The 20,572-nt window shown below is 69.4% G+C and carries 29 protein-coding genes; 13 read left to right on the plus strand and 16 right to left on the minus strand.

Annotated features, from left to right (window positions below; all coding sequences use genetic code 11):
• Window positions 1–128 precede the first annotated feature (128 nt).
• Window positions 129–617 (plus strand): hypothetical protein, encoded by a 489-nt coding sequence (locus tag ACWGID_RS39140; protein WP_452204442.1) that lies wholly within the window; start codon window positions 129–131, stop codon window positions 615–617.
• A 71-nt stretch (window positions 618–688) separates the two neighbouring features.
• Here the strand turns inward: ACWGID_RS39140 and ACWGID_RS39145 are convergent, their stop codons facing one another.
• From ACWGID_RS39145 to ACWGID_RS39155, 3 genes are all read right to left on the minus strand, one after another.
• A complete protein-coding gene (locus tag ACWGID_RS39145; RefSeq protein ID WP_452204443.1) occupies window positions 689–1,651 on the minus strand; it encodes a phosphotransferase family protein in 963 nt (320 codons plus the stop codon).
• A gap of 213 nt (window positions 1,652–1,864) precedes the next feature.
• Window positions 1,865–2,230, minus strand: coding sequence for a DMT family transporter (locus tag ACWGID_RS39150; protein WP_452204444.1), 366 nt, complete (start codon window positions 2,228–2,230; stop codon window positions 1,865–1,867).
• Window positions 2,231–2,259: 29 nt separating this feature from the next.
• Window positions 2,260–2,571 carry a DMT family transporter gene (locus ACWGID_RS39155; RefSeq protein ID WP_452204445.1) on the minus strand — a complete coding sequence of 104 codons (312 nt, stop codon included), beginning with the start codon at window positions 2,569–2,571 and terminating at the stop codon, window positions 2,260–2,262.
• Between the two features lie 88 nt (window positions 2,572–2,659).
• On the opposite strand from ACWGID_RS39155, the gene ACWGID_RS39160 reads away from it, so the two are divergent.
• Complete coding sequence (locus ACWGID_RS39160) at window positions 2,660–3,019, plus strand: MerR family transcriptional regulator (RefSeq protein ID WP_452204446.1); 360 nt, start codon at window positions 2,660–2,662, stop codon at window positions 3,017–3,019.
• On the opposite strand, the gene def (ACWGID_RS39165) is transcribed toward ACWGID_RS39160, so the two are convergent.
• Window positions 3,006–3,632, minus strand: a complete 627-nt coding sequence (gene def, locus ACWGID_RS39165; protein ID WP_452204447.1) for a peptide deformylase — start codon at window positions 3,630–3,632, stop codon at window positions 3,006–3,008. The two genes, ACWGID_RS39160 and def (ACWGID_RS39165), sit on opposite strands and share 14 nt — an antisense overlap.
• Window positions 3,633–3,691: 59 nt before the next feature.
• Between def (ACWGID_RS39165) and ACWGID_RS39170 the strand changes: the two genes are divergently transcribed.
• The 4 genes from ACWGID_RS39170 (at window position 3,692) to ACWGID_RS39185 (ending at window position 6,160) form a co-directional block, all read left to right on the plus strand.
• Window positions 3,692–4,171 (plus strand): winged helix-turn-helix domain-containing protein, encoded by a 480-nt coding sequence (locus tag ACWGID_RS39170; protein WP_452204448.1) that lies wholly within the window; start codon window positions 3,692–3,694, stop codon window positions 4,169–4,171.
• 62 nt (window positions 4,172–4,233) lie between these two features.
• Window positions 4,234–4,443, plus strand: a complete 210-nt coding sequence (locus ACWGID_RS39175) for a hypothetical protein (protein WP_452204449.1) — start codon at window positions 4,234–4,236, stop codon at window positions 4,441–4,443.
• 140 nt (window positions 4,444–4,583) lie between these two features.
• Entirely contained in the window at window positions 4,584–5,174 is a 591-nt protein-coding gene (locus tag ACWGID_RS39180; protein WP_452204450.1) for a class I SAM-dependent methyltransferase, read from the plus strand.
• Between the two features lie 38 nt (window positions 5,175–5,212).
• Entirely contained in the window at window positions 5,213–6,160 is a 948-nt protein-coding gene (locus ACWGID_RS39185) for a DNA glycosylase AlkZ-like family protein (protein ID WP_452204451.1), read from the plus strand.
• On the opposite strand, the gene ACWGID_RS39190 is transcribed toward ACWGID_RS39185, so the two are convergent.
• The gene (locus tag ACWGID_RS39190) at window positions 6,149–7,045 is read right to left on the minus strand and encodes a hypothetical protein (RefSeq protein ID WP_452204452.1); all 897 of its coding nucleotides are present in this window, start codon (window positions 7,043–7,045) and stop codon (window positions 6,149–6,151) included. The genes ACWGID_RS39185 and ACWGID_RS39190 overlap by 12 nt on opposite strands.
• 50 nt (window positions 7,046–7,095) lie before the next feature.
• On the opposite strand from ACWGID_RS39190, the gene ACWGID_RS39195 reads away from it, so the two are divergent.
• Window positions 7,096–7,473: a YchJ family protein gene (locus ACWGID_RS39195; RefSeq protein WP_452204453.1), complete on the plus strand. Its 378-nt coding sequence runs from the start codon at window positions 7,096–7,098 to the stop codon at window positions 7,471–7,473.
• A 10-nt stretch (window positions 7,474–7,483) separates the two neighbouring features.
• Here the strand turns inward: ACWGID_RS39195 and ACWGID_RS39200 are convergent, their stop codons facing one another.
• Window positions 7,484–7,864 carry a hypothetical protein gene (locus ACWGID_RS39200; RefSeq protein WP_452204454.1) on the minus strand — a complete coding sequence of 127 codons (381 nt, stop codon included), beginning with the start codon at window positions 7,862–7,864 and terminating at the stop codon, window positions 7,484–7,486.
• A gap of 50 nt (window positions 7,865–7,914) precedes the next feature.
• Window positions 7,915–8,541, minus strand: a complete 627-nt coding sequence (locus ACWGID_RS39205; RefSeq protein WP_452204455.1) for a hypothetical protein — start codon at window positions 8,539–8,541, stop codon at window positions 7,915–7,917.
• Between the two features lie 187 nt (window positions 8,542–8,728).
• On the opposite strand from ACWGID_RS39205, the gene ACWGID_RS39210 reads away from it, so the two are divergent.
• Window positions 8,729–9,283 carry a hypothetical protein gene (locus ACWGID_RS39210; RefSeq protein ID WP_452204456.1) on the plus strand — a complete coding sequence of 185 codons (555 nt, stop codon included), beginning with the start codon at window positions 8,729–8,731 and terminating at the stop codon, window positions 9,281–9,283.
• 15 nt (window positions 9,284–9,298) lie between these two features.
• Here the strand turns inward: ACWGID_RS39210 and ACWGID_RS39215 are convergent, their stop codons facing one another.
• The gene (locus ACWGID_RS39215) at window positions 9,299–9,829 is read right to left on the minus strand and encodes a YbhB/YbcL family Raf kinase inhibitor-like protein (RefSeq protein ID WP_452204457.1); all 531 of its coding nucleotides are present in this window, start codon (window positions 9,827–9,829) and stop codon (window positions 9,299–9,301) included.
• 152 nt (window positions 9,830–9,981) lie between these two features.
• On the opposite strand from ACWGID_RS39215, the gene cobT reads away from it, so the two are divergent.
• From cobT to ACWGID_RS39235, 4 genes are read left to right on the plus strand one after another with little or no spacing between them, the layout of a single operon-like run.
• Window positions 9,982–11,034 (plus strand): nicotinate-nucleotide--dimethylbenzimidazole phosphoribosyltransferase, encoded by a 1,053-nt coding sequence (gene cobT / locus ACWGID_RS39220; protein WP_452204458.1) that lies wholly within the window; start codon window positions 9,982–9,984, stop codon window positions 11,032–11,034.
• Complete coding sequence (gene cobA / locus ACWGID_RS39225) at window positions 11,031–12,356, plus strand: uroporphyrinogen-III C-methyltransferase (RefSeq protein WP_452204459.1); 1,326 nt, start codon at window positions 11,031–11,033, stop codon at window positions 12,354–12,356. The genes cobT and cobA overlap by 4 nt, the downstream gene beginning before the upstream one ends.
• A complete protein-coding gene (locus ACWGID_RS39230) occupies window positions 12,353–13,156 on the plus strand; it encodes a TrmH family RNA methyltransferase (RefSeq protein WP_452204460.1) in 804 nt (267 codons plus the stop codon). Before cobA ends, ACWGID_RS39230 begins: the two co-directional genes overlap by 4 nt.
• A 30-nt stretch (window positions 13,157–13,186) precedes the next feature.
• Entirely contained in the window at window positions 13,187–13,726 is a 540-nt protein-coding gene (locus tag ACWGID_RS39235; protein ID WP_452204461.1) for an AAA family ATPase, read from the plus strand.
• A gap of 1 nt (window position 13,727) precedes the next feature.
• Here ACWGID_RS39235 and def (ACWGID_RS39240) read toward each other — a convergent pair whose 3' ends face one another.
• Genes def (ACWGID_RS39240) through ACWGID_RS39250 form a run of 3 tightly spaced genes read right to left on the minus strand, consistent with a single transcriptional unit; the run spans window position 13,728 to window position 15,440 of the window.
• The gene (gene def, locus ACWGID_RS39240; protein WP_452204462.1) at window positions 13,728–14,333 is read right to left on the minus strand and encodes a peptide deformylase; all 606 of its coding nucleotides are present in this window, start codon (window positions 14,331–14,333) and stop codon (window positions 13,728–13,730) included.
• A 57-nt stretch (window positions 14,334–14,390) separates the two neighbouring features.
• Window positions 14,391–15,206 carry an LLM class F420-dependent oxidoreductase gene (locus ACWGID_RS39245; protein ID WP_452204463.1) on the minus strand — a complete coding sequence of 272 codons (816 nt, stop codon included), beginning with the start codon at window positions 15,204–15,206 and terminating at the stop codon, window positions 14,391–14,393.
• A gap of 9 nt (window positions 15,207–15,215) precedes the next feature.
• Window positions 15,216–15,440, minus strand: coding sequence for a winged helix-turn-helix transcriptional regulator (locus ACWGID_RS39250; protein WP_452204464.1), 225 nt, complete (start codon window positions 15,438–15,440; stop codon window positions 15,216–15,218).
• Here ACWGID_RS39250 and ACWGID_RS39255 point away from each other — a divergent pair.
• Window positions 15,424–15,768, plus strand: coding sequence for a hypothetical protein (locus tag ACWGID_RS39255; protein WP_452204465.1), 345 nt, complete (start codon window positions 15,424–15,426; stop codon window positions 15,766–15,768). The two genes, ACWGID_RS39250 and ACWGID_RS39255, sit on opposite strands and share 17 nt — an antisense overlap.
• On the opposite strand, the gene ACWGID_RS39260 is transcribed toward ACWGID_RS39255, so the two are convergent.
• From ACWGID_RS39260 to zwf, 5 genes are read right to left on the minus strand one after another with little or no spacing between them, the layout of a single operon-like run.
• Window positions 15,733–16,296, minus strand: a complete 564-nt coding sequence (locus tag ACWGID_RS39260) for a hypothetical protein (RefSeq protein WP_452204466.1) — start codon at window positions 16,294–16,296, stop codon at window positions 15,733–15,735. The genes ACWGID_RS39255 and ACWGID_RS39260 overlap by 36 nt on opposite strands.
• Window positions 16,286–17,101 carry an isocitrate lyase/PEP mutase family protein gene (locus ACWGID_RS39265; RefSeq protein ID WP_452204467.1) on the minus strand — a complete coding sequence of 272 codons (816 nt, stop codon included), beginning with the start codon at window positions 17,099–17,101 and terminating at the stop codon, window positions 16,286–16,288. The genes ACWGID_RS39260 and ACWGID_RS39265 overlap by 11 nt, the downstream gene beginning before the upstream one ends.
• Window positions 17,102–17,153: 52 nt before the next feature.
• Complete coding sequence (gene pgl, locus ACWGID_RS39270) at window positions 17,154–17,873, minus strand: 6-phosphogluconolactonase (RefSeq protein WP_452204468.1); 720 nt, start codon at window positions 17,871–17,873, stop codon at window positions 17,154–17,156.
• Window positions 17,870–18,994 (minus strand): glucose-6-phosphate dehydrogenase assembly protein OpcA, encoded by a 1,125-nt coding sequence (locus ACWGID_RS39275; protein ID WP_452204469.1) that lies wholly within the window; start codon window positions 18,992–18,994, stop codon window positions 17,870–17,872. Before ACWGID_RS39275 ends, pgl begins: the two co-directional genes overlap by 4 nt.
• Window positions 18,991–20,541, minus strand: a complete 1,551-nt coding sequence (zwf, locus tag ACWGID_RS39280) for a glucose-6-phosphate dehydrogenase (protein WP_452204470.1) — start codon at window positions 20,539–20,541, stop codon at window positions 18,991–18,993. The genes ACWGID_RS39275 and zwf overlap by 4 nt, the downstream gene beginning before the upstream one ends.
• Window positions 20,542–20,572 lie beyond the last annotated feature (31 nt).

Genomic DNA, 20,572 nt, shown 5'->3' on the forward strand with positions numbered 1-20,572 from the left:
GGGGTGCGTGGATCGGTCGCGGGTGGGGTGGGTGAAAGTGGTTTGAAAGCGTTGTTTGGTGTGATTTGGGGAGTTGATCGGCGGGTGTCTGGCATGGATGCATCGTCGCTACTACTTGGGGAGATCACATGAGATTTACGCGCATCAGGAAACGCGGGGCTGCGGTGGTTATGGCGATGGTGGCCGCGGCGTTCGTTGTTCCGTTGGCGGCGCAGGTTCAGGCGCCGGCGCAGGCACAGGCGGCACCGAGCGGTACGGTCGGGACGACCGCGTGGACGCCGCAGATCTACCCGCTGTTCTCAGGTGAGTGGGTACAGCGGAACGTGTCGAGTGCCGATCGGAACACGGCGCTGGCTCTGTGCGCCGCGGCGCGGGGAATCGCCTGTGTTTCGGTTGGTCAGGGCGACGGCAGGCACAGCGTTTTCCACCTGTTCAAGTGCGATACGCGGTCGCTGTCCAACTTCATCAACGCGCTCGCGGTTCTGAATCATCAGACCAACAACAAACAGGTCCATTTCTGGGGACCCCATAAGTACGTCTATATCCCGGCGAACAACAGGATCACCCTGGTAGCGGACTCCGGGACGATCGACTTCAATCGTCTCGATATCTGCTGAGGGCACACACCTTCCCGGGCACGCTGATCATGCGTGCCCGGGTTGGATGCGTTTGTGGTGACGGCGCCTGGCTAGGTGAGCAGCGTTTGTAAGCAGTGGAGCGCCGCGGCTCGGCGAGCGGCTTGCCACTCGGGGCTTTTCTGCCAGTAGTAGTGGGACTCCGTCTCGGGGGCCAGTGCAACGATGTCGAATGCGGTCAGCGCCAAGTGGACCTGGTCCCAGGTCGGCAGCGGTGCTGATCGGTGTTCGGCGTACGCCGTCCAGAGGTGCCGGCGAAGGTCGCCGTACGAGCGTTCGGCGGCCCAACTCGCGCTGTCCCATTGGCTGCAGGTGAAGTCGACCAGGGGAGACAGCACGCCTCCGAACCCCCAGTCGAGAATCCCGGTCAACGTCCCGGAATCGTCGAGAAAGAGATGGTTCTCGTAGAGGTCGCCGTGGGCAAGGACCGGGTCCATCGCGTCGACGGCTTCGAGGGCATCGAGGAGCGTCGTACGTGCTGCCGGGCTGATGGACGCAGCGACTGACTTGGTGAGTTGTTCGGGGCCGCCGAGTTCGCGAAGCGGGGTGTAGCAGTCGGCCGCGGTCGGGGGCGCCGTGGGCGGTTCCGTCCAGGGGTTGGCCCAGAGGGGGCGCGGGACTCGGTCGAGACTGACGTCGTGGCACGCGGCGATTGCTGTGCCTAGCTGTTCCGCCAGAGCCTGCAGATGGTCGAGTGACAGGTTGTTGGGGATGGAGCCCGAGACTCGAGTGACGGCGAAGAAGGGGTACGGCGAGATTGCCGGCTCGTGCCAGCGGCCGAGGAGTTTGGGGACTGTTGGGTGGTCGATGGTCGCGTAGACGGCGCATTCGCGCTCGAGTTGCCCGACGATCGTGTGGTTGCGGGGGAACAGGAAGGCGCGGTTGTCTGCGAGGAGAACGTGCTTCGTGGCGCCGTCGAATCGTGGCTCGATCGGACCGTCCACCTTGCAGAGCTCTCGGAAGCGGTTGAGTTGGATCTGCACGAGGACAGCGGCGACGGCTTGTTCGTCATCCATGGCGCGCCACCGACGGGTGCGTTGTGCGCGGGAGTTTGGGCAACGGTCGTCTCCTGTCGACTGGCTGCGACTCGGTCGGCGTCGGCTCCATGAAGGGCTGGTACGGCGATGTGTTGCATCGTAGGCGCATCGAAGCTCGGCGGTTTGTGGAACCTTTTGGCCGTCTGGTGGGAATTAAGTTCCACAGAACTGGGTGGGCGGCCGGGGCTTTGGTTAGGGGCGGTCGGCGAGTTTTAGGTAGATGACGCCGGCGATGGTTACGGCTAACCAGAGGGCTTTGCTGGGGGTTAGGGATTCGTTGAAGAAGAGGGGGCCGAGGGCGGCGGTGCCGGCGGCGCCGATGCCTGCCCAGGTGGCGTAGCCGATGCTGACTTCGATGGTTCGGAGGGCGCGGCTGAGGGCCCACAGGGTGAGGAGGAAGAAGACGGCGGCTGCGACGGACCATGGCCAGACGGTGAAGGCGTGACTGCCGCCGACGGAGAGGGCGTAGCCGATCTCGAAGGTGCCGGCGAGGAGCAAGGTCAGCCAAGCGGTGCGGGCCGACTGCGGCACGGAGGCCGACTGCGGTGTGGTTGGCATGAGGGGAAGTCCTTTGTGGTTAGCGATGGTTAGGTGAGTTGGAGGCCTACGACGCCGGTGATGACCAGAGCTATGCCGATGGCTTTGTGCAAGGTGAGGCGTTGGCCGAAGAGGAGGGCGCTGAGGAGGGTGATGCCGACGCCGGCGAGTGCGGTCCAGAGGGCGTAGCCGACGCCGACGTCGAAGGTGAGGAGGGCGCGGCTGAGGAAGTACGTGCCGAGGCCGCCGGTGGCGAGGGTCGCGGCGGTCCAGCCGCGGTGGGTGAAGCCTTGGGCCTTGCCGGCGGAGATCGCGACGGCGATCTCGAACGCGACGGCGATGCCGAGGTACAGCCAGTGCATGAGATTCCTTCCGGGGAGCGTCTCCCCAGGGTGAAACTTCACACTGGTGTCAGATGCAAGACTGGGAGCCGACTCGGGAGGACACGTCATGCGGATCGGAGAGCTCGCGCGGGCGAGTGGCGTGAGCACGCGTTCCTTGCGGTACTACGAGGAGCAGGGACTCATCCGCTCGAGCCGCACGCCTGGCGGGTGGCGCGTTTTCGACGCGTCGATGGTCGAGCGGGTCGTGATGATCCAGCACCTGTTGGCGGCGGGGCTGTGCAGCGTCACGATCGGCGACCTGCTGCCGTGCCTGGAGTCGCCGCCCGAGGAGCGCACCGGCGTACTGGAGGTGTTGCTCGCGCAGGAGGTTCAGCGGCTCGAGGCGAAGCGGCGGGAGATCGACCGCGAGCTCGACGTACTCGAAGGTTTGCGGCGTGAAGTGAGTGTGCCGGTCACGCCTCGGTGAGCTGGTGCTGGCGGGCTGAACGCTGCGCGAGGACCGAATCGCGGGAGGCGTTCGAGTCGGCCAACGCGCGGGTGCGGGCGGCCGGCGTGAGGTGGTCGACGTAGACGGTCCCGGACAGGTGCTGGGTTTCGTGGATCAGGCAGCGGGCGAAGTACCCGGATGCCTCCAGCGTGAACGGGCGGCCGTCGACGTCGTACGCGTGCAGTGTCGCGCGGGCCGGGCGGGGGAGCGGTGCGTTGGCGCCGGGCACCGAGAGGCAGCCTTCGGTGCCGGACTGGGTGCCGAAGAGCGCCGACATGGTTTCGATCCGCGGGTTGAACGCGTGGCCGACGTGGCGGTCGCCGGACTCGTCGGTGAGGTCGTAGACGAACAGCTGGGCGTCGACGTCGACCTGGTTCGCGGCGAGCCCGCAGCCCTCCGCGATCCACATCGTGGTGAACATGTCGTCGATCAACCGCCCCCACCGCGCGGTGCCGAACTCGGTGACCGGCCGGCAACCGCGGTGCAGGATCGGTTCGCCGTACTCCGTGATGCGCAGCGGGCAGCCGCGGCGTACCTCGTCCGTGAGCTCGGGCAGACGGCGGCTCGGGCGGCCCAGGATGTACGTCGGCATGCAAAGACCGTACTCTGCAAAGTCCAGGCTTTGCAAAGCTCGGCATTAGGATGCGCTCTATGGCCGAGCACCGCAGTACGCCGAACCGCCGTGACGTCGTCCGCGCACACCCGCTCCGTGCAGCGCTTCTGGAGCTGATCGACCGGGACGGTACGACGACGTCCACGGTCGCGGCGCGGGAGCTCGGGGAGAGCACCGGGTCGTGCTCGTTCCACCTGCGGCGGCTGGAGGCGCTCGGCGTGATCGAGGCGGTTCCGGGCGCGGTCGGGCGGGTGAAGCCGTGGCGGCGGCTGCGGGTCGAGCAGGCGACGCTGAACCGGGAGCTCGAGGACACGGCGTACGCGAGCTGGCTGGCCGCGAAGACCTCCGACGACGAGGACTTCGCGTTCAGTGAGGTCGTCACGCTGGCGGACGGCGAGCTGGCCGAGCTGCGGGCCCGGCTGCATCGCGTACTGCGGGACTTCGTCGGCTCCGAGCCCACGTCCGGAACGCCGACCGCGGTGATCATCCGGGCGTTCCCGCTGCATCAGGACGACTAGGGAACCGGCCGCGGGGCTGCCGCGTCAGCGCAGTGGAAGACCAATCCGAGTACGGAGTTCCTATGGACCGCAACGCGACCCCGCACCTGGGCGAGGCCGGGCAACACCTCTGGCCGGACCACACGCAGGCGCCGAACGACCCGGTCTGGAAGGTCCACCCGCCAACCGCCCCGCGCCCTCCCCGCACAGCGAGCCGACTCGCCTCGATCGCTGGAGTCCTCGGCGTACTGACATTCGCCCTCGGCACCGCCCTGATGATCACGAACCGCTGAGCCCCTCCAGCCGGCGCCCCTCGGGCGTAGCCAGGGTGGTGGGGTTGGGGTGACGATGGAGGCACTCCATCGGACTCGGGAGGCGTACGTCGATGGCTGGGGATCCGTATCGCACGAGACAACCTACGAGTCATGAGCGGATGGCGGGCCGCTCGTGGGACGCGTCGTACCAGGACGGGCTCGCGCCGTGGGAGTTCGGCGGGCCGCAACCGGTCGTCGTCGAGCTCGCGGCGGCGGGTGCCTTCACCGGGTGGGTTCTGGACGCGGGGTGCGGCAGCGGCGACAACGCGCTGCACATCGCGTCGTACGGCGTACCGGTGTTCGGGGTCGACCTCGCCGAGACGGCGCTCGCTCGGGCGCGGGAGAAGGCCGTCGAGCGGGGGCTGAAGGCCGAGTTTGCGACCGCTGACGCGCTGCATCTCGAGGAGCTGGGCCGGCGGTTCGACACGATTCTCGACTGCGGCCTGTTCCACACGTTCGACGCGGCCGAACGTGATCGCTATGTGGCGAGTCTGACGTCGGTGGCCGAGCCCGGCGCGACGCTGTACGTACTGTGCTTCGGCGACGAGGACCCCGAGGGCGTTCCGCATCCGGTCAGTGAGGAGCTGCTGCGGACGTCGTTCGGTACCGGCTCCGGCTGGACGCTCCTCGCGGTCGAACCACGCCGGCTCGAGACCCGGATCCACGCCAACGGAGCGCCCGCCTGGCTCGCTACCGCCCGACGAAACTAAGCCATCGGGTGGCGTCTTTTCCCCGTACGGTCGACTCCATGCTGATCGTCACGCGGGAGCAGGCCGTCGCCTACCGGCTGCACGTGAATCGCCTCGTCGACCGGCTACCACCGGGTTCCCACGAACAGGCGGCGTACGTCGGGTTGCAGGACACCGCCCCTCGGGACGCACTGCTCGGGCTGCATGCTCGGATGGCCGACTGCGCGCCGTCGGACTGGGAGCATCCGTCGTTGATCCAGACATACAGTCCGCGAGCCGCGGTGTACGTGTTGCCGGCGCGGGACTTCGGGGTGTTCACGCTGGGACGGATGCCGCTCGATTCGCGGGCGATCGACGTACTCGCTGACGAGGTGTGTGAGTTCCTCGGTGGGCAGGAGCGGCGCGGGGCGGGGATCCGGGGGCTGCGGGCGGCGTGCGTCAGCGGGCGGATCGCTGTGCGGTGGAACACCACCTCGTTGTGGGTGCACGAGGTGCCACGGCCGGACCTCGACCTGGCCGAGGCGCGGGCGGAATTGTGCCGGCGGCATGTGCACTGCTTCGGGCCGACGACCCCAAAAACGTTGTCCTGGTGGTCTGGGTTGTCGCCGGACGACGCGCGGGCGGTCTGGTCGTCGGTAGCTGACGAGCTGGTCGAGGTGGACTTCGACGGTGTGCCCGGGTGGATGCTTCGCGCGGATGAGGAGTGCTTGCGCTCGGTGCGGGAGCCGCGTGGGGTTCGGCTGCTGGTGGCGCCGGATCTGCGGCTGTTCGGGCGGGATCGGGACGGGCGGTTCATCGCGCCGGGGCTGCGGGCGCTGACGCCGGCGGCCGACACGTTCCATCCGAACGGGGTGCTGGTCGACGGTCGGATCGTCGGCGCCTGGGGGCGCAAGGGTGGGCGGGTGAGCGTGCGGTTGTCGGAGACGCTCAGTGCCGCGGAGTACGACGTACTGCGGGCCGAGGTGGCGAGTCTGCCGGTGCGGGCGCCGTCGCTGTCAGTGCGATGAGTCGAGGGGTTTGCGATCGCTTCGGAACGTCGTGCGCAAACGATTGACGTCGATTTCGGGGACGTGGACCTCGACCAGGTCGAACGTTTGCTCAACGAGCATGCGGAGGGTTTCCGCGGCCTCGACCGGCGGCTCGGTGAAGACCGCGCGGGTGCGGCTCGCGAGCGACGCTGGAGCGAGCGGGAGTGTGCGTTCGATGGTGTCGAGGCGTTTGAACGAGAGCACGTGGCCGCAGTACCGGCCGTTGAGAGCGTGCAGGACGTTGAGCACTTGCGTGGCGACGCGCAGGAACTCGCGGGCGAGGAGCAGCGGGTTGTCCCGCTCGGCCAGCATCTGCCAGCGCCAGAACTTCTCGATGTTCCCGTTCCAGCGGATGACGGCTGTGGCGAGCTCGCGCGGATAGTTCGCCGCGCGTTCCTGCCAGCGCGCGACGAGTTCGGCGCGCGGGCCGAGTGCCTCGCCTGCGTCGACGATTCCTTGCAGCAGGTCGAACGCTGACTCGTCGGGCCGGCAGGAGACGAGTACGTCGTCCAGGGTCCGCTCGACGGTGCTCGTCGTCGTGTGCGTGACGTCGACCGTCAGGCCGTCCGGTCGCGGAGCGCCGAGGTACAGCTGATCGAGCCAAGGCGGCGGCGCATCCGCTGCGGACACCGCCCGTACGTCGGTGGCTCCTTCGGCGGCCGCGAGCCGTTCCGCGAGGGTGGGCGGGCGCTGCCAGAAGACTCCCACCTCGACATCGGACCAGCGGTCGGCGTCGCCGCGGGCGGTCGAGCCGCTCAGCATCACCGCGTCGACTCCGTCCGTGGCGGCGTACCGCTCGAGCACGGGCCGGATCATCGACCGGCGCCAGACCGCGGCCTGCGTGGGCGATTCCGGCGGCTCCATCAACGCAGTAGACCACGCAGCCGGTCGACCGATCGGGAACAATCGGCGACATGCGAGTTCCATCCACCTGTCCCTGCGGCCAGAACGCGCCGTACGACGCATGCTGCGGCCCACTCCACCGCGGCGCGACCACGGCCGCGACCGCCGAACAGCTGATGCGATCCAGGTACGCCGCTTTCGTGATGCACGACGCGGCGTACCTGCAGCAGACCTGGTCGCTGACCACCCGGCCGGCGTCCCTCGACTTCCCCGACCGCGAGTGGACCGGCCTCGAGATCCTGAACACCACCGGCGGCAGCGCGTTCCACACCGAGGGCACCGTCGAGTTCAACGCCCACTACACCACCAACGCCGGCCCAGGCGTCCAACACGAAAACAGCACCTTCACCCGCGAAGCCGGCCAGTGGGTCTACGTCGCGGCCCTCTGAACTGCCGGACCTAGAGCTCGCGCTGGTCCGCCTGGCGGGCGGGGGTCTGGGTCATGGTGGTGCGGTCGCCCTGGGCTGCTGCTGTGGGGCGACCGCTGAGGAGCGCAGAGTCGTTGGCGAATCTCGCCGTTTCGGCGGGGACCTCACGCTCGGGTGCGGGCGCATTGCTGTCGATCTCGCGGTCGATCTCGCGAGCGGTGTTGTTGACGGCTTCGTGGCCCGCGGCCCCGGCGGCTTCAGGTTCTGCATTGAGTGCCGCGCCGAGGTCCTGGCGGAAGGTCGAGGCGGTGAGGTCGCGGAGGAACTCGGGGGTGACCTCCTCAGATCCTGCGACGGATTCCACCATCGCGCTGAAACGCAGGTCGGGTGGTGTCTCGATCAGCTGGTTCACGCTCTCTTCCGCCGGACGCCAGGTTTCTCTGCCCTGGAGCTTCAGGGCGGTCAGGGCCCATAGGTCGCTCGGCCCGCGTTGTCCTGCTCGGTGACAGCGTTCTGGATCGGGACCCCCTCGGACGGCACCAGCTGGGCAGACTCCGAGCCGTTCCAGATCTCGCGGAGGTTCGTGCTGGTCCAGACCTGCGCGAGGCCCCTGTCGAGATGTCCTTCGTACCCCGCGATCCGATATGCGTCCGCTGGCAGCGGGCCGGTCAGCCGGGTGGCCTGCACGCCGACCTCGCCGGTCACGGCCATCAGGGCGTCCCAGCGCTCCTGGGCGTCGCCCCGGTCGGAGCTGACCTGGCCGCTGCGCGCGATCGCCTCGCGAACCGTATTGACCTGGGCCTCGGACAGGGCGATGTGTTCCGTCGCGTAGAAGGAGTTCGGTCCGCGCATCGCCTCCTTCCGGCGCGCTGCCTCGGTGTACTGCTCGTGCTCGGTGGCATTGCCGGTGACGACGACCTTGCTGTTCCAGCGCGCGGTCCGGTTGACGACCTGCGACTCACGGCCCGCGAGCTGCGCCTCATTCCTGGCGCGCTCTGACTCCCGGGTGGCGAGCTCCGACACGCGGTCGACGACGGATGCCACCCAGGCGTACTCGGGTGAATTGGCGTCAACCTGTCGTACGGTCACGCGGATCCTCTCGGAACGACTCTCGGTACTGGCGGTGACACTAGCAACCGAGAGTGTCGGGCCGACCGTGTTTCGCGACGACGACCCTGCTTCGGGGAACCATGAGCGGGTCCGCCGCGTCGGTGCGGTAGACGCCGCCCAGGCCAGGTGCAGCTTGTGCCTGGAAACCTCCGAGTGTGGAGCTCCGATGACCGAACGTCCGCCCGAACGGAATCACCAGCTCGCCCCGCACCAACCACCCGCCGGCTACTCGGAACCACCTGCCTCGGGCTATCCCCAGCCGCCTGGCTCCGGTTATCCGCAACCACCTGGTTCCGGTTACCCCCAGCCGCCTGGCTCCGGTTATCCGCAGCCGCCTGGCTCCGGTTATCCGCAGCAGCCGGGCTCCGGTTATCCCCAGCACCTGTGGCCGGAGCATGCTCAGGCCCGTGCTGCCGGGCCGGGTGGAGTCCCGGTCGCGGCCCCACGGGCGACGGGCTCGGCTGTGCTGGGAGTCCTCGCGCTGGTGCTCGGGTTCGCCGGGGTGGTCGCGCCTCTGCTCCCGTTCTCGAACCTCATCGACCGCTTCCCGATCCGGCAGTACCTCGCGTTCCCGTTCGCCGTACCCGCCTTGGCCCTCGCGATCGCGTGCCTCGCCGGCAACCGCCGCGGCAAGGCCGCGGCGGCGATCGGCATGATCTTCGCCGTCCTCGCCCTGATCGTCGGCGCGATCATGGTCTACAACTACGACTTCCGCAGCTGAAGCTCTGAACCCTGACTACTCCGCGATCGCGTACGTCGGTGTGACGATGGCGCGCGCGAGCGTGTGGAAGGCGAGGTTGAACGACACGACGGCCGGTGTGGCGTCCGCGTCCACGTCGAGGGCGTCGACGTCGATCGCGTGTACGACGAAGTAGTAGCGGTGCACCTGATCACCGGGAGGCGGGGCGGCGCCGCCGAAGTTCTTGGTGCCGAAGTCGTTGCGGACGTGGAAGGCGCCGTTGTCGAGGCGCTCCGTCGTACCGGCGCCGGTCGGGAGCTCGGTGACCGTGGCCGGGAGATTGACCAGGACCCAGTGCCAGAACCCGGACGGGACCGGGGCGTCGGGGTCGAAGCAGGTCACCACGAAGGCCTTGGTCTCCGCAGGGAACCCGGACCAGCTGAGCTGCGGCGAGGTGTTGCCGCCCGCGAACGCCTGAGCGTCTGCCAGCGGCTCGCCGTCGGTGACATCGGTACTGGTGACGGTGAACGAACCGGCCCGCGGCAGCAGGTCGTAGGGGTCCGGGGTGACGGGACGGTCGAGAGACATCTGTGATCCTCCGGGATCTCGCGACATGTGGTGATTCCGACACTACTGTCCAGATCCCGCTGGTCCGTCCTGGGGCACACGCTCGGGGATGCGAAGATCGGGTACGCCGGACCGCGCGCCAACCGCGCCGGCGGCGACGGATGGAGGACCCGGTGGAGGACCTGGTGGACGAGTACCTGGAGCGGATCGCGCCCGCGGATCCGGCCGCGATGCGGGCGGCCGAGGAGCGGCACGCCGTACTGACCAAGCCGGCCGGTTCCCTCGGCGTACTCGAGGAGCTGTCCGTGCAGGTCGCCGGGATGACCGGGACGTGCCCGCCCGCGGTGCCCAGCCCGGCCGTGGTGGCGGTGTTCGCCGCGGACCACGGTGTGCACGCGCAGAACGTCTCCCCGTGGCCGCAGGAAGTGACCGCCGCGATGCTGGCCAACTTCGCCGCCGGGGGAGCCGCGGTGAACGCGTTCGCGGCCAACAACGGCGTGGACGTCCGCGTGGTCGACGTCGGCGTGGCGACGCCCGTCGAGCAGCTCGACATCGTGCACGCCAAGGTTCGCCCGGGAACTCGGGACCTCTCGCAGACCGACGCGCTGACCGAGGACGAGGCGAAGGCCGCTGTCGCCGTCGGGTTCGACCTCGCGGACAAGCTGGTCCAGGAGGGCTACCGCTGCCTGCTGACCGGTGACATGGGGATCGCCAACACCACGGCCTCCGCCGCGTTGATCGCGACCTTCACCGGAGCGACAGCCGACGTGGTCACCGGCCGCGGCACAGGCATCGACGACGCCGCACTGGCACACAAGACTGGCGTCGTACGGGACGCGCTCGCGAAGCACGGCGTACCGGCGACTGAGCCGCTCAAGGCGCTGCAGGCGTACGGCGGTCTGGAGCACGCTGCTCTCGCCGGGTACATCCTCGGCGCAGCGGCCAACCGGGTCCCGGTGATCCTGGACGGCGTGATCGCCGGTGCGGCCGCCCTCGTCGCGCAGGCGTTCCACCCGGCCGCTGTCGACTACTGCGTCGCCGGCCACCGCTCGGCCGAGCCGGGACACGCGGTCGCGCTGAAGCAGCTCGGCCTGCAGCCGCTGGTCGACCTGGACCTGCGCCTCGGTGAAGGCACCGGCGCGGTGCTCGCCTATCCGATCCTGACCTGCGCAGTCCGTGCGCTCGCCGAGATGGCCACCTTCGAGGACGCGGGGATCACTTCGTGACGCATCAGTACCTGTCCGGCCTCGTTCTCGACGGGCGGCGCGTGGTGGTCGTCGGTGGCGGCGGGGTCGCCCAGCGGCGGCTGCCGCGGCTGCTCGAGTCCGGCGCGCTCGTCGACCTGGTGTCGCCGTCGATCACGCCGACGATCGAGGGTCTGCTCGGCAACCCGTCGCTGACGTGGATCGAGCGCGGATACCAGGCCGGCGACGTCGACGGCGCCTGGTACGTCGTGGTTGCCACCGACGACGCCGCGGTGAACGACCAGGTGTCGGCGGAGGCCGAGGAACGGCGGATCTTCTGCGTCCGCTCGGACGACCGCTCCCGCGCGACCGCATGGACGCCGGCATCCGGGCAGCACGACAACGTGACGATCGGCGTTCTCGGCGGTGGCGATCACCGCAAGTCGGCCGCCGTACGGGACGCGATCCTGGAAGGACTGCGGACCGGCGAGCTCGCGGCGCGCGAGGTGGATCGGCGACCGGGTGTGTATCTGGTCGGCGGGGGACCGGGCGATCCGGACCTGATCACGGTGCGCGGGCGGCGGCTGCTGGCCGACGCGGATGTCGTGGTGGCGGACCGGCTGGCGCCGCAGCAGTTGCTGGACGAACTGCACCCGGACGTCGAACTGTTCGACGCGGCCAAGCTGCCGCGCGGGCGGGCCGCGCAGCAGGAGGAGATCAACCGGATCCTGGTGGACCGCGGGCAGCAGGGCAAGGTCGTCGTACGGCTGAAGGGCGGCGACCCGTACGTCTTCGGCCGCGGCTTCGAGGAGGCGCTGGCATGCGCCGCGGCCGGGGTGCCGTGGACTGTGGTGCCGGGGATCACGAGTTCGATCTCGGTGCCGGCGGTGTCGGGGATCCCGGTGACGCATCGCGGGGTGACGCACGAGTTCACGGTGGTGTCGGGACACATCCCGCCGTCGCACCCGGACTCGCTGATCAACTGGGACGCGCTGGCCCAGCTGCACGGCACGCTGGTACTGCTGATGGCGGTGGAGAACCTGCCGGCGATCGCGGAGCGGTTGATCGCGGCCGGTCGCCCGGCGGAGACGCCCGCGGCGGCGATCGCGGACGGCACGCTGCCCGGTCAGCGGATGGTGACGTCGGATCTCGCGGGGATCGCCCAGGCGATGAAGGTCGAAGGAGTCGGCGCGCCGGCAATCGTTGTCATCGGCAACGTCGTGGAAGTTGCGGCGCAGGTCGCGGGCCACCGGGGCGCGGGCGAGGCCGGCGCGGACCAGGGCGCGGACAAGGGCGCGGACAAGGGCGCGGACCGGGGCGCGGACAAGAGCGCGGAGTCCGGTGCTGAGGCGGGCCTGGCGTGACCTTGGTCGAGGTGGCGGATGCCGCCGACGAGCGGCTCGCGGACTACGTGCAGCTGCGGGAGGTGAACCTGCGCCGTCTCCTCGAGGAGGAGCACGGCCTGTTCATCGCCGAGGGCGACAAGGTGATCCGCCGCGCGTCGGGCGCCGGCTTCGAGCCGCGGTCGTTCCTCCTCGCCCCGCGCTGGCTGGACTCGCTCCAAGACGTCCTCGAGCAATGGCCGGACAAACCCGTGTACGTCGTCTCGGAGGAGCTGGCCGAGAAGGTCACCGGTTTCCACGTGCACCGTGGCGCGCTCGCGTCGTACAAGCGCCGGGCCCCGGTGCCGCTCACCGAGCTGCTCACCACCGACGTACGCCGGATCGCGATCTTCGACGAGATCGTTGACCACACCAACGTTGGGGCCGGGTTCAGAGCGGCCGCTGCGTTAGGCGTCGGACTGGTGCTGATCACGCCGACCTGCGCGGATCCGCTGTACCGGCGCTCGATCAAGGTCTCGATGGGCACCGTCTTCCAGGTCCCGTGGACCCGTCTGCTGAGCTGGCCCGGCGACCTGCGGCACCTCCAGGACAACGGGTACGTCGCGGCCGCGATGGCGCTCACCGACGACTCGATCACCCTCGACGCACTCGCCGATCGCAAGGACGAGAAGCTCGCGCTGATCTTCGGCACCGAGGGGCACGGCCTGAAACCGCAGGTGCTGAACCAGGCCGACCTGACGGTCCGGATCCCGATGGCCGGTGGCGTCGACTCGCTCAACGTGGCGTCCTCAGCAGCCGTGGCGTTCTACGCGACCCGCTAAAGCGCTGGACGGCACTGATGTGATGACGTCATGCCGAAGGTAGTGCTGGTCACCGGAATGCAGGCCGCCGGGAAGTCGACGATCGCCCCGCTGCTCGCCGCGCGGATGGGTCCGCCCGCCGCGACCCTGGACGGCGACGTGTTCTACCGCGGTGTCGTCGCCGGCGCCGAGATCATGACACCGGACCCGTCGCCCGAGGCGCTGCGGCAGCTGCAGCTGCGGTACGACGCCAGCGCGCTGGTCGCGCAGCACTACGCGGACGCCGGATTCGACTTCGTCTGCAGTGACATCGTGCTCGGCGAGGACGTCGAGCGGTGGTTCGCGCGGCTGCGAGACGTCGAGACCTACCTCGTCGTACTCGTGCCGTCGGTGGAGTCGATCGTCCACCGCGAGCTCGGCCGCGGGGGCAACAACTCGTACCGCGACTGGGGCGACTCGCTGGAGGACGGCGTACGGGCGTTGCAGGCCGGACTGGACGACATTCCGCGCCGGGGCCTGTGGCTGGACACCACGGGACAGACCCCGGCTCAGACGGTCGATGCGATCGATCTGGAGAAGGCCCGCTGGTAGCTCAGGTAGCGGGGGTGTCCTCGTGGTCGTCGTCGTGCTCGACCATGGGCGACACCGGCCAGTCGGCGGGGTAGTCGGCCGCGTAGTCCTCGGCCTCGCCGAACAGACGCTTCTTGTACTTGCGGGACAGCCGGTCGCCGAACACCATGCCCTGAGTGTGGTCGGTCTCGTGCTGCAGGCAGCGGGCCAGCAGGCCGTCGCCCTCGTAGCTCACCGGCTGGCCGTTCTGGTCGACACCGGTGACCTTCGCGAAGTCCGGGCGGGCGCACTTGGTGAACGCGCCGGGCAGCGACAGGCAGCCCTCGTCGCCCTCGTCCAGGTTCCGGTCCTTGCCCTCGGGCACGTCGAGCACCGGGTTGCACACCACGCCCTGGACGTGGTTGCCGGACTTGTCCGGGCAGTCGAACACGAACAGCTGCAGGTCCACGCCGACCTGGTTCGCCGCCAGGCCGACGCCCTCGGCCGCGTTCATCGTCGCGACCATGTCGGCGACCAGCGTCTGCAGCTCGGCACCGAAGTCGGTGACCGGCTGATTGACCCGGTGCATGACCTCTTCACCCCACCGCGTGATGGGCCGCACCGACCCGTTCCCAGGCAACGTAGACATGCCGGAAAGTTTAGGACAGCCGGGCGGTCGTCACGGACGGCCACCCGGCTGACGGTCCTACTTGGCGTTGACCTCGTCGCGCCAGGCGACCCACTCGCGGAGGAGGCCGAGGTCGTAGTCCGGGCCGGAGGCGTGCACCGTGAAGAGGCGGGTGCCGACGTCGAGCAACTGCTTGCCGATGTCCTCGGGCTTCTTGTCGCCGACGCCGACCGAGCGCTCGATCTCGCCCGGGTCGCGGCCGATCGTCTTGCAGTGCTCGTCCAGTACGGCGTGCTTGTGCGCGATCGTCTCGGCGTCACCGAAGCCGTGCCAGATGTTCGCGTGCTGCGCGACCAGCTTGAGCGTCTTCTTCTCGCCGCCGCCGCCGATCAGCACCGGGATGTCCCGGGTCGGCTTCGGGTTCAGCTTGGCCCAGCGCTGCTCGATCCGCGGCAGTGCCTCACCGAGGGCGTCCAGCCGACCGCCCGCCGTACCGAACTCGTAGCCGTACTCGTCGTAGTCCTTCTCGAACCAGCCGGAGCCGATACCGAAGATCAGCCGGCCGTCGCTGATGTGGTCGACCGTCCGCGCCATGTCGGCGAGCAGGTCGGGGTTGCGGTAGGAGTTGCAGGTGACCAGGGCGCCGATCTCGACCCGCTCGGTCGCCTCGGCCCAGGCGGCCAGCATGGTCCAGCACTCGAAGTGCAGGCCCTCGGGCTCACCGCTGAGGGGGTAGAAGTGATCCCAGTTGAACGCGACATCGACGCCGATCTCCTCGGCCGCGGCGACGGTACGCCGGATGTCGGCGTACTGCGCGTGCTGGGGCTGGACCTGCAGACCGATCCGTACCGGAAAGGCGCCGTACGGACGGTCAGGGGACTCGGAAGCTGTCATGCCCAGATCCTAACCCCCGTTTCGGAGGCTCCTCCGGATAGGTGCGTTCTCGGTGGGAAGTTGGTCGGCGTAGACGGCGGCCCAGTCGCCGAGTGCTCGGATCGGGACGAGGAGGTCCCGGCCGGCGGTGGTGAGCGAGTACTCGACGCGCGGCGGTGCGTCGGCGTTCCGCTGGCGCTCGACGAGGCCGTTGTGCTCGAGGCGGCGCAGCGTCTCCGTGAGGACCGATTTCACGTTGGCGCGACCGGCGACCGCCGAGGCGATCGATCGCGCCGCACCGGGCGTGCAGGTGGTCAAGGCGTTCAACCTCGCCGCGGACTCGGTGTGGCGAAACCCACCGCCCGGGCTGGGCGTCCCGCTCTGTGGCGACGGCGATCTGGAACAGGTGAGGGAGTTGGTCCGAGACCTCAGGTGTACGCCGGTGTTCGCGGGCGGACTCGACCGCGCGAAGTTGCTGGAGGCAACCGCAGCGCTGGCGATCGGGATCTGGGTCGGCGGTGGCGACGTACGGGCGATGTTCCCGGCGCTAGCCGACGCCTTCGGCACGGTGCTGCCGGGCTAGCCGCAGGCTCCACGTCGGGAAGAGCAGGTAGGTCCCGGCCCAACTCAGCCCGGCGACGAAGGCCCAGGGCGGCGCACTGTCCATGTCGTCGAGACCGATCAGAATCCCGGGGAGGCCGACCAGGCCGAGCAGCATCACTACACCGGGCAGGATGCCGCGGACGCCGATCAGCCAGATCCCGATCAGCGCGAAGCCGAGGCTCGACCACAGCCCGGCGAGGTAGAAGCCGGTGACGCCGGTCAGCACGAGCACCGTGCCCACGACCGTCAGCGCAGCCCCGGCCGCCGCGGCTGCGAGCAGGAGGCCACGCCGGACCATCGCCGAGCCGATGTCTTCCTGCTCCGGTATCGGTGCGAGCAGGCATCGGGCGAGGACGAGACTGAGGACGCCGAGGACCGCGTTGCCGACGTCGTTGAAGACCCCGAAGGGCTCTCCGGCGGCGTAGAAGACGAGCAGGCAGGCGCAGGTGGTGAAGCCCACGATGCTGTGGGCTCTCGCCACCGGTGCCAGGCTGGTTTCAGCGCTCACCCTTGGATGATCGCGCAAACAGCTGGTTCAGGTCAGCTTGCGGGATCTGGTCGGCGGCGAAGGTGATCGTCCCCTTCGTCACCAGCTCCTCCGCGCTCCGGCGGACGAACCCGAGCGCGGCCCGCGCGATGCTGCCGCCGAGGCTGATCCGGGTGACGCCGACCGATTGCAGATCCGGGACGGTGAGGGTGGAGGTGCCGAGCCCGAGGACCACGTTCAGCGGCCCGTCGATCTCGGTGACCAGCGTGCGGATGGTGTCGAGGTCGTTGACGCCCGGGACGTACAGGCAGTCCGCGCCGGCCGCGCGGAAGCGGTTCGCACGGTCGATGGAGTCGGCGAGCGTGGTCGGCGTACGCAGCAGCTGTCCGTCGGTGCGTGCGGTCAGGACGAACTCCGGGCCGGCCGCCTCGCGCGCCGCGACGATGCGGTCGACCGCGAGCTCGACGTCGTACAGCTCGTGCCCGTCGTAGTCCTCGATGTTCCCGCCGGCCAGGCCGGCCTCGCGGGCCAGCGCGATGGTCTCCGCGACCCGCGCCGGCGCGGCGCCGTACCCGTCCTCGAGGTCGCCGTTCACCGGTACGGCGCTGGCTGCGGTGATCTGGCGGACGCGGTCGAACATCTCCTCCCGCGACACCGCCGGCGCCCCGTCCGGCAGCGTGTGGTCGCCCTTCGCCAGTGAGAACGCGATCCCGGCGCTGGTGGTCGCGATCGCCGGGAACCCGGCCGCGGCGAGGATCACCGCGCTCCCGGCGTCCCACGCGTTCGGCATCACGAAGCGGTCGGAGTGCAGCTCGCGGAAGGTCATAGCCCGAGTCTGGCACTCCGACGCTTCGGTGCTCACCGAATGATCAGCCGACCTAGGTCACCTTTGACGCGGCGGCCTGGTCGAGAAGCCACAGGGTGCGGTTCTGGCCCTTCGGCCGGGCGGCCGGGACGTCTCCTTCGGCGAGAGCCGTCGCGACCGCGTCGGCCTTGTCGTTGCCTGCGACCACGAACCAGACCTCACGTGTCCGGTTGAGCAACGGCAGAGTCAGGGAGATGCGCGTCGGCGGTGGCTTCGGCGAATCGTGCACCGCGACCGCCGCCGGGTCCGTGACCGCGAGCTGCGGGTACCCCGGGAACAGCGAGGCCACATGGCCGTCCGGACCGACCCCGAGCATCAGTACGTCGAACGTCGGCGAACCCGCCGCTTCCAGCTCGGCCGCATACGCCGCCGCGGCCACCTCGGCGCCCTGACCGGTATCGGCGGGCATCGGATGCACCCGGGCCGGGTCGACGTCCAGCGCCGACAGCAGCGCGTCGCGCGCCTGTGTCTCGTTGCGGTCCGGGTCGCCGTCCGGCAGGAACCGTTCGTCACCCCACCAGAACTCGACCCGCCGCCAGTCGACCTCGACCCGCGCCGGCGACTCCGCGACCGCACGGAACACCACGCCGGCTACCCGCCCGCCGGTGAGCACGACCTGCGCGACTCCGCCTTCGCTCTGGGCGTCGGTGACGGCCGTGATCAACCGGGACGCCACCGAGAACGCCAGGTCGTCGGCATCGGAATGGATCAACAGCTCCGGATCGACAGTCATCGCTTCGCCACCCGCTTGCTCCCAGCAACCTTCTTGGCCACGGCCTTCTTGGTACCGGTCTTCTTGGCGGAAACCTTCTTGGTTGTCGTTTTGGCGGGCGCTTTCTTCGCGGCAGCGGACGGCTTCTTCGCCTCCGCCACCTTCTTGCCCGCCGCGGTCACCTTGGCCGCGGTCGACTTCCGCGCCGTCGCGTCGACGGTCTTCTCGGCCGCGGGCATGCTGTCCCGTTCGACCATGCACGCCAGCGTCTTCGCGTACACGTCGTCCGGGTCGAGCCGCCGCAGCTCCTCGCTCAACAGCTCGGACGTCGTACGCCGCTTCAGCGCCACCGGCCGATCCGGCTGCCCCGGCACGCTGAACGTCGCCACCGCACCGTCGGGCCGTGTCAACGCGATCGGCCCGGACGGAGTGAACAGCCGTACGGCGGTCACGCCCGGACCGCGCGAGTTGCGCTGCTCCACCGGCACCTTCAACCGCGACTGCAACCACGCGGCCATCAGGTCCGCGCTCGGGTTGCCCTTCGCCGCCGCGACCTCGGCCCCGGTGACCTTCGTCGGGTACTGATCCAGAGCGGCCGCCATCAGCGCGCGCCACGGCGTGAGCCGCGTCCACGCGAAGTCGGTGTCACCCGGGGCGTACCCCTCGGCCCGTGCCGAGTAGTCGATCGATGCGCGTCGGGTCGCCGCCGAGTCGGTTACCCGGCGCCGGCCCAACCGGCCGAGCGGGTCGTCGGCCGGCACCTTCGGGCCGCCACCCGGCCACCAGACGATGACGGGGGAGTCCGGCAGCAGCAGGGGCGTGATCACCGACTCGGGAACCTTCGCCAGCTCGCCGTGCAGCCGCAGCAGCACCGCCTCGCCGGGGATGCCCTCACCGACCCGCACCTCGGCGTCCAGCCCGGACGCGCCCCGGCCGGGCCGCAGGATTGCGACGAGAACGCGGGACGGGTGCTCCCGACCGGCCTCGTTCGCGGCCTTCATCGCGTCGTGGTGGGACGCCTCGTCGACGACGACCACGATCGTGCCGACCATGCCCATGGCCGGCGAACCCGCGTGCCGGCGGGCCTGTACCAGTGCCGATGCGACGCCGCTCGACGTCGTGTCGGTCAGGTCGATGATCATGGCCGCCTCCAGGCACGTCCGTCGCGGGCGAGCATCTCGTGTGCGGAGTCCGGGCCCCAGTGACCGGACGCATACTGCTCCGGCTTGCCGTGCCGGGCCCAGTAGTCCAGCACCGGGTCGAGGATCTTCCAGCCCAGCTCGACCTCGGTGTGCTGCGGGAACAGCGGCGGGTCCCCGAGCAGTACGTCGAGGATCAGCCGCTCGTACGCCTCGGGCGAGGACTCGGTGAACGAACCGCCGTACGCGAAGTCCATGTTCACGTCGCGGATCTCCATCGACGTGCCGGGCACCTTGGCGCCGAAGCGCACCGTGATGCCCTCGTCCGGCTGGATCCGCAGCACCAGTGCGTTCTGACCGAGCTCTTCGGTCTCGGTCTTGGTGAACGGCAGGTGCGGCGCGCGCTTGAACATCACCGCGACCTCGGTGACGCGACGGCCGAGCCGCTTGCCGGTGCGCAGGTAGAACGGCACACCGGCCCAGCGCCGGGTGTCGACGTCGACCCGCAGTGCCGCGAAGGTCTCGGTGGCCGAGTCCTCCGGGATGCCGTCCTCCTGCAGGTACCCCTTCACCTTCGTGCCACCGGCCCAGCCGGCCGCGTACTGCCCGCGGGCCGAGTGCAGGTCCAGCCGCTCCGGCAGCTGTACGGCGTTCAGCACCTTCTTCTTCTCCTGGCGCAAGGACCAGGCGTCGAAGCTGACCGGCTCCTCCATCGCGACCAGTGCGAGCAGTTGCAGGAGGTGGTTCTGGATCACGTCCCGGGCGGCGCCGATGCCGTCGTAGTACCCGGCCCGGCCGCCGATGCCGATGTCCTCGGCCATCGTGATCTGCACGTGGTCGACGTAGTTGCTGTTCCAGATCGGCTCGAACATCGCGTTCGCGAACCGCAGCGCGAGGATGTTCTGGACCGTCTCCTTGCCCAGGTAGTGGTCGATCCGGAAGACCGACTCGGCCGGGAACACCGACTCGACCACCTGGTTCAGCTCACGGGCGCTCTTCAGGTCGTGACCGAACGGCTTCTCGATCACCACCCGCCGCCACGAGCCGGGATGCTCGTCGGTCAGCCCGTGCTCGGACAGCTGCCGCACCACCTCCGGGAACAGCCCCGGCGGGATCGACAGGTAGAACGCGTGGTTGCCGCCGGTTCCGCGGGTGACGTCCAGCTCGTCCACGGTCTCCCGCAGCCGCTCGAACGCCACATCGTCGGTCAGGTCACCCGGCACGAACCGGAACCCCTCGGAGAGTTGCTGCCACACCTCCTCCCGGAACGGTGTCCGGGCGTGTTCCTTCACCGAGTCGTGGACGATCTGGGCGAAGTCCTGGTTGGTGTAGTCGCGACGGGCGAACCCGACCAGGGCGAAACCGGGGGGCAGCAGCCCCCGGTTCGCCAGGTCGTAGACCGCCGGCATCAGCTTCTTGCGAGCCAGGTCGCCGGTGACGCCGAAGATCACCAGGCTGCACGGCCCGGCGATCCTCGGCAGCCGCCGATCCTGCGGATCGCGCAGCGGGTTCACCGGTCCGGCCGGCTCTTCGTTGAGCTCAGCGGTCATTGGCCGCATCCCTTCGAGATGTCGAGCTACT

It is taken from the genome of Kribbella sp. NPDC054772 (assembly GCF_053611945.1).

Excerpts from the sequence above, each read along its gene's own strand:
- ACWGID_RS39175 (WP_452204449.1), top strand. The coding sequence starts at position 4,234 with ATGGACCGCAACGCGACCCCGCACCTGGGCGAGGCCGGGCAACACCTC.
- ACWGID_RS39180 (WP_452204450.1), top strand. The coding sequence starts at position 4,584 with ATGGCGGGCCGCTCGTGGGACGCGTCGTACCAGGACGGGCTCGCGCCG.
- zwf (WP_452204470.1), bottom strand. The coding sequence starts at position 20,541 with ATGACCGCTGAGCTCAACGAAGAGCCGGCCGGACCGGTGAACCCGCTG.
- ACWGID_RS39190 (WP_452204452.1), bottom strand. The coding sequence starts at position 7,045 with ATGGAGCCGCCGGAATCGCCCACGCAGGCCGCGGTCTGGCGCCGGTCG.
- ACWGID_RS39140 (WP_452204442.1), top strand. The coding sequence starts at position 129 with ATGAGATTTACGCGCATCAGGAAACGCGGGGCTGCGGTGGTTATGGCG.
- ACWGID_RS39215 (WP_452204457.1), bottom strand. The coding sequence starts at position 9,829 with ATGTCTCTCGACCGTCCCGTCACCCCGGACCCCTACGACCTGCTGCCG.
- ACWGID_RS39265 (WP_452204467.1), bottom strand. The coding sequence starts at position 17,101 with ATGACCTTCCGCGAGCTGCACTCCGACCGCTTCGTGATGCCGAACGCG.
- ACWGID_RS39195 (WP_452204453.1), top strand. The coding sequence starts at position 7,096 with ATGCGAGTTCCATCCACCTGTCCCTGCGGCCAGAACGCGCCGTACGAC.
- def (WP_452204462.1), bottom strand. The coding sequence starts at position 14,333 with ATGTCTACGTTGCCTGGGAACGGGTCGGTGCGGCCCATCACGCGGTGG.
- ACWGID_RS39160 (WP_452204446.1), top strand. The coding sequence starts at position 2,660 with ATGCGGATCGGAGAGCTCGCGCGGGCGAGTGGCGTGAGCACGCGTTCC.
- ACWGID_RS39170 (WP_452204448.1), top strand. The coding sequence starts at position 3,692 with ATGGCCGAGCACCGCAGTACGCCGAACCGCCGTGACGTCGTCCGCGCA.
- ACWGID_RS39145 (WP_452204443.1), bottom strand. The coding sequence starts at position 1,651 with ATGGATGACGAACAAGCCGTCGCCGCTGTCCTCGTGCAGATCCAACTC.
- ACWGID_RS39155 (WP_452204445.1), bottom strand. The coding sequence starts at position 2,571 with ATGCACTGGCTGTACCTCGGCATCGCCGTCGCGTTCGAGATCGCCGTC.
- ACWGID_RS39245 (WP_452204463.1), bottom strand. The coding sequence starts at position 15,206 with ATGACAGCTTCCGAGTCCCCTGACCGTCCGTACGGCGCCTTTCCGGTA.
- ACWGID_RS39185 (WP_452204451.1), top strand. The coding sequence starts at position 5,213 with ATGCTGATCGTCACGCGGGAGCAGGCCGTCGCCTACCGGCTGCACGTG.
- ACWGID_RS39275 (WP_452204469.1), bottom strand. The coding sequence starts at position 18,994 with ATGATCATCGACCTGACCGACACGACGTCGAGCGGCGTCGCATCGGCA.
- ACWGID_RS39235 (WP_452204461.1), top strand. The coding sequence starts at position 13,187 with ATGCCGAAGGTAGTGCTGGTCACCGGAATGCAGGCCGCCGGGAAGTCG.
- ACWGID_RS39150 (WP_452204444.1), bottom strand. The coding sequence starts at position 2,230 with ATGCCAACCACACCGCAGTCGGCCTCCGTGCCGCAGTCGGCCCGCACC.
- pgl (WP_452204468.1), bottom strand. The coding sequence starts at position 17,873 with ATGACTGTCGATCCGGAGCTGTTGATCCATTCCGATGCCGACGACCTG.
- ACWGID_RS39210 (WP_452204456.1), top strand. The coding sequence starts at position 8,729 with ATGACCGAACGTCCGCCCGAACGGAATCACCAGCTCGCCCCGCACCAA.
- def (WP_452204447.1), bottom strand. The coding sequence starts at position 3,632 with ATGCCGACGTACATCCTGGGCCGCCCGAGCCGCCGTCTGCCCGAGCTC.